The organism is Thiomonas sp. FB-6 (genome assembly GCF_000377645.1).
Taxonomy (GTDB): Bacteria; Pseudomonadota; Gammaproteobacteria; order Burkholderiales; family Burkholderiaceae_C; genus Thiomonas_A.
Map to the genome: position 1 here is coordinate 1 of NZ_KB898526.1, position 12,310 is coordinate 12,310.

The following is a 12,310-nucleotide window of genomic DNA, read 5'->3' on the forward strand; positions in this document are numbered from 1 at the left end:
TGAGCTGCCTGCCGTTTTTCGTCTTCCAGGAGCCGATGTGTAGCATCGAGACCTGAAGGACGAGACGAAGTGAAGACGATCCCGAAACAGCAGTACACGGCCGAGTTCAAGGAGCAGGCCGTCAAGCATGCCCAGGCGGTTGGCGTGGGTGCGGCAGCTCGCGAACTGGGGCTGGTGGAGCAGACGCTGCGCAACTGGGTGAAGGCTGCCCAGGCCGGCCATCTGGCGGGCGCCGGCGCGAAGCCGGTGACGCCGGAACAGATGGAGCTGTCGCGGCTGAGGGCGGAGAACGCCCGGCTGCGGATGCACGTGGACATCTTAAAAAAAGCGACTGCGTACTTCGCCAAGGATGCGCTGTGAAGTACGCGTGGATCGACGCGCAGCGCCGCGACCATCCCCTGCCTGAGCTGTGCGAGGTGCTCGGCGTGAGCATCAGCGGCTACCGCGCCTGGCGCCGCGGCGGCAAGCCCGATCGCACCCGCCTGAGCGATGCGCAGGCCCTGACGCTGATGCGCAGCATCCACGCCGAGTTCAAGGCTGCCTACGGCTCGCGGCGCATGCACCGCGAGCTGCAGGGGCGCGGCCATCGCATCGGCCTGCGGCGGGTGGAACGACTCATGCGCGAGCACGGCATCCGGGCGCGCCACAAGCGACGATTCAAGGCGACGACGGATTCGAGGCATTCCCTGCCCATCGCGCCGAATCTGCTGGCGCGCAACTTCGCGCCCGAGGCGCCGAATCGAGTCTGGACCGGTGACATCACCTACATCCAGACCGGCGAGGGCTGGCTGTACCTGGCCATCGTCCTGGATCTGTTCAACCGCGAGATCGTCGGCTGGTCGATCAAACCGCGCATGACCGCGGACATCGTCACCGATGCCCTGACCATGGCGTGGTTCCGGCGCAAGCCCGAGGCTGGAATCGTGTTTCACAGCGATCGCGGAAGTCAATACGCAAGTGCCGCCATGGCGGCCAAGCTGCACGACTTCGGCATGAGCGCATCGATGAGTCGCAAGGGCAACTGCTGGGACAACGCGCCGACCGAGAGCTTCTTCAACAGCCTCAAAAACGAGCGGGTGCACGGCACGTCGTACCCGACCCGCGCCGATGCGCAGGCCGACCTGTTCCAGTACATCGAGGCGTTCTACAACCGGAGTCGCCGCCACTCCACGCTGGGCTACTGCTCGCCGATTCGCTTCCTGGAGGAGTGGCTCAGCAAGCATGGCGATCAGCCATCCATGGCGGCATGAGAGCGGCCATCTGGAAGGCGAAATTCGACGGGCACCTCAGTTCTTGACGAGATCCAGGTCAAGAATTTGTGTGGTGCCGGAGACGAGCACAACCGATCCAATCGGCGCGTCTTGTAACGACTTGCGGATAAAGTTGGTCTCGTCCAGTCGGTCGAGCACATTGAGCGGAAGAGCCCACGAGGCGTCGAACTGACGCTCCAGAACATCCCGAACGGCGGACGCCGCTGCTTGCTTTCCAGCTACGCTTCCGCCCACTTCGGCCTTCAGCACGAGGACGTTTTTGCCGCCCTCTCCATGGATGCCGACGGTCGTTTCATCTGACGATGTCTGAGACACGGCCGAGGATGAACGCAGGGCGGTCGGTACGCCGTTCCCATCCAGTTGAGCAAGCCAGACCTTCAGTCGCTCGGTGTCGACGTAGAGAAAGTCAAGGATGGAATCGATGCTGGGTCGATCTTGCTCCACGCGCGGCGCTCCGTTCATGTTGTTCGACTTTTTGCTCGACGGAACGCTGCTGGCGCAGGATGACATCACCCAGCGAGGAGAATGCCGCGCGCACGCCATCCAGCGACTTGTCCGCCGCCAAGACAGCTTCGATCAAGTTGACGCGCTTTCGCTCCATGCGGCCCATTGTAAGTGCCAACGATCGATTCCGGTTAGTAGAAACCCCAAGAACTCAAGGGCCAGCTCGCCGACTCCTCCAACAGGGTCCCGGCTTCGACGACGCGCATCAACTCGGCGCGCGTCATGCCCTTGAGGGCTCGATCTCCCAGGTCGCGGATCAGTTCGCCGGCCCATTTGTAGGGCGCCGCACTGGCCTTCGGGAAGCCGGTGGTCACGGGCGCGGGGCTTTCCAAGGCTGGGGCAGGACGCACTGCCGCAAGGGCCCGCTCCCAGGCCTGCGGCGCCGCGTCGGCCTCGCCGGCGGCGACTTCCTCGCGCGGATCGCTGTCCATCACCACGCGCCAGGCGAAGGCATGCTTCGTCGGCTCGGGCTGGCGCCACACGTAGACCGTGTGCCCCCGGAAAGGGATCGACTGCAGATCCCGCTGCGCGGGCGTCGCGCCCACGGAACTACCATTGGCAGTAGCCATTGCATGCACCTCCTGAGTGCAGGTTGTGGTCAGGGCGGCGCGGTGTTCCCGCACCACGCTCGCCCGCCTTCATCGCCGGGAAACCGCCCGACAGCGGTGAAATCACTCCCTCTTGTGCGGCTTCGCCAGCGCGACCAGGATGCCGCGGGAGATGCTGCCGTCGCCCATCGTCCGCAGCAACGCCGCCGCCCAAGGGGGTAGGCGCACCTGGTGGACTTCCTTCTTCTCCTCCGCCGGCGGCCGGCCAGCGCCGAGGCGCGCGCCGCCATGCCCGGAAATCTTCGGCTCGTCGGCGTTGCGCTGCTTGGGTGCTGGGCTCATGGTCGGCTTCGGGCAATGTCACTTGAATAAGGCACCGCTTTATTCAAGATGCAAGCATCTTCGCCTCATGCATAGAGGACGCGGGCCATCAACGTGTAGGCTTGCAGCGCATTCGGACGGAGCACGATCGGAGAACAGCATGGGCCAGAAGGCACGACGCAGGGCCACGTTCTTTGCCGAGCACCCGTACTGCATCTTCTGCGGCGGCGGGGTAGCGGCCACTACGATCGAGCACTGCCCGCCGAGGGGGATGTTTCGCGAGCGGGCATGGCCCGATGGCTTCGCGTTTCCGGCCTGCGATACCTGCAACAAGGAAAGTTCCGATGCTGACCTCCTGGTTGCCTTCCTAAAGCGATGCGCCGATCCAGGCGACACGCCCGAGGCCACCGGCGCGCTCGGCACGATCAAGGCCACCAGAAAGCAGCTCCCGGAAGTCTTGCAACAGATGGGACGTGGCCATTCCTCCGCAATCGAGGCACGCCGACTGAATCGGCTGTTCGGAACTCGACCGGGACCGGGTGAGTTGCACCAGGACGTTGCTCCAACGCGTCTTCCGGAAGAGATCCATGACGCGATGCCAGTGTTCGCGAAAAAGCTTGCGAAGGGCCTCTTTTACAGGCTCTTCGGCACAGCCTTCCCCAACGAAGGATGTCTGCTGCTGAACTGGTTCACGAATACGGAGTGGGTCCGCACGCAGTCATATCCGATGCTTGACGCACTTGCCGCTGAATTGCCTTCGCAGGCCATTCCAGTCCGACGGAGCGGCAAATCCTTGGAGGACCAGATTCAGGTGAGGGTCAGCATGGCCCTGGATGCGAAGCTGCTCATCGTGCAGGCGACGATTGGGCACGCAATGGGCCTGGTAATCGTGGGCAGTGCGAAACCCGGAGTGTTGGAGCGAGAACTCTCCGAGTTCCTCGGCGGCGATCGATTGCTGAAGGCATTTGACGTCCTGCAATCCACGATTCTCCGGGGCGGCCCTCGCCGAAAAGCGCTCTAGTATCAGCGCGAGGCCGACGAGAGGGCGTCCCGCAGTGCCGCTTGCCGCCGCTGGTACCAGGCCGTGATGCACGCCACGCTCGCGCCACATGTCCGGCGATCGATCACATACTTCACGTTGCTCTTGCGGAACGCCGCAGGGTCGGGGCTTGCGGCTGCGGCCTGCTCGAACAAGTCGGCCGTCTGGCGGTCCAGTGCCGACAGCGCCGGGCTCACGCAGATTGCCTTCTCATCGGGGTAGAAGGCGCGAGCACAGTTGAAGGAGGGGCCGGTCGATTGAGGTGCCGATGCGGCTGCGGCAGGCGCCGTCATCGGCAACTCCCGGGATGCGCCTCCCGGCGGCGGTGACGCGCTACCCGTGGTCTCTGTGGGCGCCGGTGCCTGTGATGAGTCGCGCGGGCCAGCGACCACTTCGATCGGCGTCCACCAGCGCCCATGGTCGCTGGGGAACGCGCCTACGCGCCTGACTGCGCGCACCACGGCCTGGTCCCAGTTGGACACGCCGCTCGAGTGCTTGACGGTCACGCCAAGCACCTCGCCGGAGTTCGGATCGAGTGCTATTTCGAGGGTGACCTTCGGGTCGCCGTCGATCTGGTCGATCTGGGACTCGGTATAGACGGTGTTCTCCCGAATCAGCGCGGCCAGCTGAGCACCGTAGGTGCCCGATGGGCCGCCCCAAGCCAACGACGCGGAATCGCTTGATTGGGGAGCTGGGTTCGGGGCGCTGCTTGGCGCGGAGGCAGTACCGGAAGCAGCGAGTTGGCGATCAAAGAGCGTCGCATCGAGAATGTCTACATCGCCATTGATTTTCAGCATGATCACCTTCTTCGCGCGTAGGTCGTACTCGCATAGCACCCGGGAGTGCTGCATCGCGCCGTACTCATTCTGGATCTTCACGCGGTCATCGATCAGATCGACGATGCCATGCTTTGCGTAGTTGTTCCCTCGCAAGAATGTGCTGAAGTAAAAGACCCACGGCCAGTCTGGGCTGCCATATTCCACATGCTCGTCTGTCGCTTCCTTGCAGGCGAACTGCGCCGCGCTGATCCCGTCAAAGTTGTTGACCAGGTCGCTGTTGTCGCTGCACAGACGGTAGTCGCTCTTGCACGAGGCGGCCACGGCTACCGGCGCCGCAGGCAGGGATGCTGGCGCAGTCGTCGGACTTGATGAAACTGCAACCGGCAACTCCGAGTTAGCAGGTGGGGTACTGCTGCTTGACTCGTATCGAACCCACGCCACAAACAGCACCAGCGCCGCGACGATCACCAGCCAAGTACCGCGGGCGCCCTTCGCGCGTACTGGTGCAATCGGACTGGGACTGGGAGGTCGTACCGGTGCGCCGCAATGTGGGCAGGAAGTTGCCTCGGTGCTGACCTGGCCGCCGCACTCGCGGCATTTCGTGAGCGCCATGCGCGTCCCCTGTTGAGGTTTGTTACGCGAGTTTCGGCCGGGATCTGCCATTGGTCAACACGTACAAGACCAAGCACAGCAGACAATGAATCTGTGAACTTCGGTGTTGGGGATAATTGGGCATGGTCACAAAAGCACATCAGCAAAGTTCGAAGTCGCTGGTTCTCGTCGTGGGAGCTGGTGCCAGCAAGGAGGTTGGGCTACCTGTCGGTGCCGAACTGACCGAGCTAATTCGAGGCTGTCTTGCGCGTCGTGGAAGCGTGCATTCGGGTGGCGGCCTCGGCGATCAGATTCGTGATGCACTGCAATGGCTGTCCGTTTCGAATGGCGTTCAGATCAATGCGGCGGCGTTTAACGACCGAGTCCGCACATGCATGCGCATCGCCGACGCTATGCCGCAGGCTCAATCGATTGATCACTTCATCCGATCAAACGGCAGCAACCCTCTCACCGCGGAATGCGCGAAGGTGGCAATTGCGAGTTGCATCCTGAACGCGGAGGGGGCGAGCAAATTGCGTAGCCCTGAAGAACACGGCGGTTCGATCGACTTCGCTAACGTCAGGGATACTTGGTTCAACGCCTTCTTCCAGCGGGTTGCGGAAGACTGCGAACCGAGCGGACTAGAGGAAAGGCTTCGACGAGTGGCAGTCGTCAGCTTCAACTACGACCGGTGCTTAGGGCATTTTTTGCTCGACTCGCTCATGAACTACTACGACGGGATCGACGCGCGAGAGGCCGCCCGGCTGCTTACGTGTTTAGAGATCCATCACCCGTACGGCCAAGTAGGGCGCCTGCCCTGGATGGCTGAAAATGGGCTCGCCAGTGTTCCATATGGCGCACATTTGGACGGTCGCTCCCTATCGGCCGCAGCCAAGCAGCTCCGCACCTTTTCGGAAGGCGTGGACCCGGAGCGCAGCGACATCGATGCACTTCGGAGTACGGTCCGAAATGCTGATCGCCTTGTCTTCCTTGGGTTTGCTTTCCACGATATGAATATGGACCTGCTCTTCGGGGAGCGGGATCAGGCCAGGAGGAGAGCCCGGGCGATCATGGTGTACGGAACAGCCTACGGCATGTCATCCAGCGACGTGGCAGACATCACTTCCTCCCTCAGCAGGCGCCTGGGCCAGGACTCGTCAGCATCAAAGATCATAGACATGCGCTGCTCGCAGCTTTTCAGCGAATTTAGCCGAAGCATTTCACTCGTCGGCCGGCCATCGCCTCGATGATCTAGCGATATTTCCCGTACTTGCCGGTCATCAAGGTCATGCTCGTTCCACGGACAGCGCACTTGAGCAGCCCAGTCAGCAACGTGGGAGAGTTCAGGACGCGGGGAGGCGTCGCCGTCGGCGCACGTTCGTGCCGCTTGGCGGTGATGGCATCGAAGGTCTGCGATGACACGATCGGAGGCACATCGACGATGATCCAGTCCTCCGGGGCCTTGCGCGCCTTGGTGCGGTTGGAGGTCTTGTTGAAGACGTACTGACGTTGCAGCGCACGGCGCAGGCGGCACAGGACGTCGCGTCGCAGGCGCGCGACAGGGGCGACGCAGTCCAGCACACTGTCGCGGAGATGCAGCAACTCACCGAACGCGGGTCCATCATCGACGAGATCGCCTACCAGACGAACATGCTCGCACTCAATGCGGCCATTGAAGCCGCGCGCGCGGGCGAACAGGGCAAGGGATTCGCGGTGGTCGCCGCCGAAGTGCGCAAGCTCGCCGAACGTTCACTGGCCGCACCGCGGGAGATCGCGCGAATCACGACGTCGGCCGTATCGCGGGCCGAGCGCGCCGGCAAGCTGCTGGCCGAAATCGTGGGGGGAATCGCCCACACATCGGAGCTCGTCGAGTCCATCCGGGAAGCCGCAGGCACACAAGCCGCCGAGGCCCGCCAGGCGGGATCTTCCGTGACGCAGGTCGGCCAGGCTACCCAGCAAAATGCGGGTTCGTCCGAGGAGTTCACCGCCACTTCGACGCAGACGAGCCACATCGCCGAAGCGTTGCGACTGTCCGTCGGTCGTTTTCGGCTGCAGGCCAGCTAGGCGAGAACCCCCGCTGCAAAGGCGCTTCAACCCTTTCCGGTTGCCGTCATCCAACCGCAGCCGCGGCGCCATCGCTGCGGGGATCGGCGGCTCCCTCGATGCGACCGTCCGCATGCCGCACAAGCGCACCCGCGTGGCCCATCGTGTCACTGTAGTCATCCGGCAGGGCCTCGACGGCATGGCCCGCTTCGCGCAGGCGCTCGACCAGTTGCCTGTCGAATCGCGCCTCGAGCTTCAAGGTCGTGCTGAGGTCGCCCCAGGTGCGTCCGAGCAACCAGCGGGGAGCATCGATGGCCTGCTGCAGTGTCATGCCAAATCGGGCGTAGCGCGTGAATACCGCGGCCTGGGTCTGTGGCTGCCCTTCGCCGCCCATCGTGCCGTAGGGCATGCAGCGCCCGTCGTCGAACAGGGCCAGCGCCGGGTTCAGGGTGTGGAAGGGCTTTCGCCCGGGCTCCAGCGCGTTGAGGTCGCAGGCGTCCAGGGAAAAGCTGATGCCCCGGTTCTGCCAGGTGATCCCGGTGTCGCGCAGCACGACCGCGCTGCCGAATTCCCAGTAGACACTCTGGATGAAGCTGACCGCGCACCCGTCTCGATCCACGGCTCCCATCCAGACCGTGTCGCCGCCCTGCGCCGGTTCCGGCCACGGAAGCGCTCGATCCGGGTCGATGTCCGCGGCCAGCAACTCGAGTAACTCATCGCGCAGCTCCGCCTGCGGAGGGACCGGAACCCGCCGCGGGTCCGTGACCACTCGATTGCGCACCCGAAAGGCCCGCTTGGTGGCCTCGACCAGCCCATGCACGTGGGCAAATCCCTCGCCCTGCGACACCCCCAGGCGCTCGAAGATTCCCAGGATCATCAGCGACGCCAGGCCCTGCGTGGATGGGGGCAGGTTGTAGATCGTGCAATCGGCAAGGCGCAACTGCAACGGCTCAACGACCTCGGCGCTCCACGCCTGCAAGTCCGCCGTGCGCAGCGGGCTGCCGATGCGCTGCAGCTCCGTGCCGACGGCCTCGGCCAGGCTGCCGCGATAGAAGTCGTCCAAGCCGGCACGCGCCAGGTGCGCGAGGGTGTCGGCCAACGCGCCCTGGCGCAAGATATCGCCGCATCGCGGGGCCTGTCCGGCGCGCAGGAACACGTCGGCGAATCCGTGTACGCCGTTCAACTGCTCCAGCTTGGCCCGGGTCAACTCGGCTTGGCTGGAGCTGACCACGATGCCCTTGCGCGCGTGGCCGATGGCATCTTGCAACAGGCGATCCAACGGCATCCGGGTGCCCGGCCAGTCGGCCGTTCGCTGCAGCGCCAACTGCCATCCGGACAGCGTGCCGGCCACGCTCAGCGCAGCTCCCGGCCCGCGGCTGGGAATGCTGCGCTGGCCCGCGTAGAAGCTTCGGCTGGCCAGAGAGGCGCTGGGGCCACTGGCGTCTATGGCACAGGGCGCGTGTCCGGGCCGGTGCACGAGCCAGAAGCCGTCGCCACCAATGGAGTTCATGTGCGGATAGACCACCGCGATGGTGGCCGCTGCAGCGACCATCGCTTCCACCGCGTTGCCGCCGTCGCGCAGGACGTCGCGCCCCGCCTGCGCTGCCAGGTGGTGCGGCGCCACCACCATGCCACCAAGGGCTTGACAAGTGTGTTGCATGGCCAGGCTCCCAGTGCGATCGGGTCATCCGGCGCCAGGCGCCCTCACGCCGCCAGCGCGCGACGGGCCAGGTACCGCGCGCGTGCCGGCTTGAGCACCAACAGCGCGAGCAGCGCAGCTCCCAGGTCGAGCGCGATCATGATGCCGAACACCGCGCTCCACGAGCCGTTGGCGTGGTGAACCAGCGCGGCGATGGGGCCGCCGAGAATCGAGCCGATTCCTTGCGCCATGTACAAGATGCCGTAATTGGTGGTTGCGTGGCGGGTTCCGAAGGTGTCGGTCAAGGTGGACGGAAACAGCGAAAAGATCTCTCCCCAGCCGAAGAACACCACGCCCGAGAGCAGGGCGAACATCAGCGGGTCGCCACGCAGCCCGAGCCACAGCGCCATCGCGACGGCCTCCAGGCCGAACGCCAGCGCCATCGTGTTCTCGCGTCCGACGACATCGGACAGCCAGCCAAAGAAGGGACGCGTGAGCCCGTTCGCGAAACGGTCGATGGTCAGCGCCAGCGGCAATGCAGCCATGCCCCATACCACGCTGGACGTGATGCCGAAGTCCTTGGCGAAGGCGCCCATTTGCGAGATCACCATCAGGCCTGACGTGGACATCATGGCCATCATCAGGAACATCAGCCAGAACACCGGGCTGCGCAGCATTTGCGCCGGAGTCGTCCCGGGCGCCGCGGTTGCCGCGAGCTCCGCGTGAACCGGTTCCGACGGGGGGCGGCGGATGGCCTGCGCGGCCAGCAGGCCGACGAGACCGATGAGCACCCCGAACACGCGCGCGGTATGGGCAAAGCCCGAGTGGGCCAGACTGTCGGCGATCGGGAACGTCGTCACGATGGCACCGAAGCCATAGCCGGCCGCGACCAAGCCCACGGCGAATCCGCGCTTGCGGGGAAACCAGCGCACGACCAGGCCGACGACGCCGACATAGATGATTCCGGTGCCCAGGCCGCCGAGCAGACCGTAGCTGAGATAGAGCTGCAGGTGCGTGGATGCGTTGGCCGAAAGCACCCAGCTCAACCCGGTCATCACCGAGCCCGCCGACAGCAGGACACGGGGACCGAAGCGATCGACCAGCCAGCCCTGGAAGGGCGAGAAGAATGTCTGCAGCACGATGAGCAGCGAGAACGTGACCTGCAGCGCGGCGAGGCTCCCACCGACCTGCGCGAGCAGCGGCTTGGTGAACAGGGCCCAGACGTACTGCGGGCTCGAAATGGCCATCATGCACAGCACGCCGAGCGCAAGTTGCAGCCATCGCTGCGCGCCCTGCTCCGAATGAGGGAAGGCGGCGGCGCCCGAGGATTCCATGACACTCGACATCACAAGCTCCCAGGAGAAATCGTCCATGGATGGTCATGTCGAAGGCACGAGCGCGATGCGCCTGCGATCCCCGCCATGACCGCGGATCGCGGGCTGTGCACGCAAACACCGTGCCAGTGGTCGTCGGTGCGGGTTCGCGACCCTGCCGCGTCTGATGCGAAGCGGGTATGCCGCGCGCAGGCGCTGCGCGCCTGCGCCAATGCAAGGCGTGCGGTGTTCGCCTTGGGGACGAGCGCACCCGTGCCGGGCATGGGCGCAGCAGGGGTTCGCGCAAGGCGCTTCAGCCGGGCGGACAGCTATTCGGTCGCAGGGCCGCCGAAGTTCGTGGCTCTCGAGCGGGGGCCCCGTGAATCCGAAATGTTCCGCGATGCGAACAGGGACTTTCGGATGATCGCGTGCACGCCAACATTGCCGTCCACGACCTGGGTGATTCCGAAATCCACGGCCACGGACATCAGCGAGATCGCCTCGTCCTCGCTGAGCCCCTGCGAACTCATGAGAAAGCGCCGAGTCTTGCGAAACGCATCGCGCATGGCAAGGTCCAGCGAAGACTTCTCGTAGATCTCGCTTGCCGCCTTTTCCCCGAACTCGCGCAGGTACTGGGGGTGGCTGAAGCCGTGCAGCACCCACTCCGAGTCGGTCTCGAGCAGCGGGTAGTCGATATCGGCGAAGGGCTGTCCGGCCAGGTCAGCGGTCTTGTGCAGGAGCACCTGGAAGATCCCGGTGAGCGAGCACTCGATGGCGGTTCCGCACAACTCGGAATCGCCCTGGGATGCGTGCGGGTCCCCGATCGACAGCAGGGCTCCGTCGACCGCCACGCGCAAATAGACCGTCGAGCCCTTGCCCACGCGCCAGTTGTCGATATTGCCCCCGAAATACGCCGGTGGAATCGAATCGACCATGCCACTTTCCGCGGGCGCGACGGCGATCACCCCGAAATGAGGCCGCACCGGGATGGTGACTCCGCGGAGCACCTGATGATTCTCCTGGATGCTCGATCGATCCACCGGTACGCCGGGGTAGTCCATGGTTTCATGCACGACGCCGGCCGGGTCGCGCTGCGGTACCCAGCGGTAGTTGTAGACGGCCCGCGCGCATGCGCAGGCATCGTCATGTGCCGGCCAATCCACTTCGTAGATGGTCACGACTTCGCGCGGCCGGGGCTCGGTCAGCAGTTCCTTGTAGTGGTAGCCCCACCAGGTCGCGGCATTGCTGCCGAAGGCTCTTCCGGCGAAGCGCGCATTGGCCGACAGTCGCGGCAGCACCTCGAGGATGCGCAGTTCCAGGATATCCCCGGGCTCGGCACCCTGCACGTGAATGGGGCCGGTGCAGATGTGAACGCCGAAGCCCTCGCCGCTGCCGCGACCGAAGGTGGAGGCATCGGCCGGCCCGGCGCCCCGCCGATCGACGTTCTTCTGTTCTGCGGTCCAGTGAAACACGCTTTGCGCGCCTGAATCGCCCTGGATCATGCGCTCGTAGTCGTCGTAGGCGTGTTGCGTCAGGGTTTCGACCGTCACCAGTTCCCCCGGCTCCAGGTACAGCACCGGCGCCAGCGAGCGGCTGAAATAGCCCCAGTGCACCGTATGCTGGTTGGCGCAAAGGTGGTGGTGCCGCACGCCCTCCGAGGTTCGCGATGCGTGCACGACCGCGCTCGGTGCGGTTGCAGGCGACTCGCCCGGCGCCTGCACGGCTGCACCGGCATGGCTGCTCGGACGGCCCCGATGCGCGGTCGCTTCGAGGTTTTGCTGGGCGGCCCGGCCGGTCTGCTCGCGGTACTGGCGGGGGGAAAGTCCGAAGTTCTGCCGGAACGCATGACTGAAATGGGCCGGGTCGTTGAAACCCCAGCGATAGCAGATGTCGGAAATCGACAGGTGGCCGTACTGGCAATTGCCCAGATCGGCACGGCATCGCTCCAGGCGCTTGCCGCGAACATGCGCCGAGAAGGGGTCGCGTCCCGCGACGTGGTGTAGGTCCACAGCCCGGACAGGCTGAGCTACACGGTACTCAGCGTGCCACAGCGGACAGCCGAGTCGGGGCAGTATCGCAGAGCGACTGAAGGCCTTCAAGCTGCATATACCGGCGATTCAGCGACCACTCGTCGTTCTGCTCCAGCATCATGGCGCCGACCAGGCGTGTGATGGCCGCGTCGTTGGGGAAGATGCCCACGACGTTGGTGCGGCGCTTGATGTCGGCGTTCAGGCGCTCGAGCGGGTTGGTCGAGTAGATCTG

13 protein-coding genes and 1 pseudogene are annotated in these 12,310 nt (G+C 64.7%); 4 read left to right on the forward strand and 10 right to left on the reverse strand.

Going from position 1 to position 12,310, the window contains the following annotated elements; all coding sequences use genetic code 11:
* Positions 1 to 69: 69 nt before the first annotated feature.
* Positions 70 to 1,250, forward strand: a protein-coding gene (locus D466_RS0119460; RefSeq protein WP_156004198.1) for an IS3-like element ISThsp4 family transposase whose coding sequence is annotated in 2 segments (ribosomal slippage) — positions 70 to 316 and positions 316 to 1,250 — 1,182 coding nt in all. Because the reading frame shifts where the segments join, the coding sequence is not laid out codon by codon here.
* A gap of 36 nt (positions 1,251 to 1,286) precedes the next feature.
* Here the strand turns inward: D466_RS0119460 and D466_RS24305 are convergent.
* From D466_RS24305 to D466_RS0119475, 4 genes are all read right to left on the reverse strand, one after another.
* On the reverse strand, positions 1,287 to 1,715 hold the full coding sequence (locus tag D466_RS24305; RefSeq protein WP_156004486.1) for a hypothetical protein: 429 nt from the start codon (positions 1,713 to 1,715) through the stop codon (positions 1,287 to 1,289).
* Positions 1,678 to 1,872, reverse strand: a complete 195-nt coding sequence (locus tag D466_RS24310) for a hypothetical protein (RefSeq protein ID WP_156004488.1) — start codon at positions 1,870 to 1,872, stop codon at positions 1,678 to 1,680. The genes D466_RS24305 and D466_RS24310 overlap by 38 nt, the downstream gene beginning before the upstream one ends.
* Positions 1,873 to 1,906: 34 nt before the next feature.
* The gene (locus D466_RS0119470; RefSeq protein WP_156004490.1) at positions 1,907 to 2,344 is read right to left on the reverse strand and encodes a hypothetical protein; all 438 of its coding nucleotides are present in this window, start codon (positions 2,342 to 2,344) and stop codon (positions 1,907 to 1,909) included.
* Between the two features lie 102 nt (positions 2,345 to 2,446).
* Positions 2,447 to 2,665, reverse strand: coding sequence for a hypothetical protein (locus D466_RS0119475; protein WP_018915355.1), 219 nt, complete (start codon positions 2,663 to 2,665; stop codon positions 2,447 to 2,449).
* Between the two features lie 139 nt (positions 2,666 to 2,804).
* On the opposite strand from D466_RS0119475, the gene D466_RS22490 reads away from it, so the two are divergent.
* Positions 2,805 to 3,665: a hypothetical protein gene (locus D466_RS22490; protein ID WP_038167031.1), complete on the forward strand. Its 861-nt coding sequence runs from the start codon at positions 2,805 to 2,807 to the stop codon at positions 3,663 to 3,665.
* 2 nt (positions 3,666 to 3,667) lie between these two features.
* Here D466_RS22490 and D466_RS24315 read toward each other — a convergent pair whose 3' ends face one another.
* Positions 3,668 to 5,074 (reverse strand): TonB C-terminal domain-containing protein, encoded by a 1,407-nt coding sequence (locus D466_RS24315; protein WP_196803536.1) that lies wholly within the window; start codon positions 5,072 to 5,074, stop codon positions 3,668 to 3,670.
* A gap of 122 nt (positions 5,075 to 5,196) precedes the next feature.
* Between D466_RS24315 and D466_RS24320 the strand changes: the two genes are divergently transcribed.
* Complete coding sequence (locus D466_RS24320; RefSeq protein WP_156004494.1) at positions 5,197 to 6,303, forward strand: hypothetical protein; 1,107 nt, start codon at positions 5,197 to 5,199, stop codon at positions 6,301 to 6,303.
* Between the two features lies 1 nt (position 6,304).
* Here D466_RS24320 and D466_RS24910 read toward each other — a convergent pair whose 3' ends face one another.
* The gene (locus tag D466_RS24910) at positions 6,305 to 6,655 is read right to left on the reverse strand and encodes a recombinase family protein (protein WP_018915358.1); all 351 of its coding nucleotides are present in this window, start codon (positions 6,653 to 6,655) and stop codon (positions 6,305 to 6,307) included.
* Between D466_RS24910 and D466_RS22500 the strand changes: the two genes are divergently transcribed.
* Entirely contained in the window at positions 6,563 to 7,117 is a 555-nt protein-coding gene (locus D466_RS22500; protein WP_081630063.1) for a methyl-accepting chemotaxis protein, read from the forward strand. The two genes, D466_RS24910 and D466_RS22500, sit on opposite strands and share 93 nt — an antisense overlap.
* A 46-nt stretch (positions 7,118 to 7,163) precedes the next feature.
* On the opposite strand, the gene D466_RS0119505 is transcribed toward D466_RS22500, so the two are convergent.
* The 4 genes and pseudogenes from D466_RS0119505 to D466_RS22505 form a co-directional block, all read right to left on the reverse strand.
* Entirely contained in the window at positions 7,164 to 8,756 is a 1,593-nt protein-coding gene (locus D466_RS0119505) for a gamma-glutamyltransferase family protein (RefSeq protein WP_026285510.1), read from the reverse strand.
* Positions 8,757 to 8,800: 44 nt separating this feature from the next.
* Positions 8,801 to 10,069, reverse strand: a complete 1,269-nt coding sequence (gene oxlT, locus D466_RS0119510) for an oxalate/formate MFS antiporter (protein WP_018915361.1) — start codon at positions 10,067 to 10,069, stop codon at positions 8,801 to 8,803.
* A gap of 377 nt (positions 10,070 to 10,446) precedes the next feature.
* Positions 10,447 to 12,117, reverse strand: a pseudogene (locus D466_RS0119515) (acetamidase/formamidase family protein); the annotation flags it as partial.
* The coding region (locus D466_RS22505; protein WP_018915043.1) for a transposase at positions 12,086 to 12,310 on the reverse strand (225 nt) is incomplete at its 5' end. The gene D466_RS22505 and the pseudogene D466_RS0119515, both read right to left, overlap by 32 nt.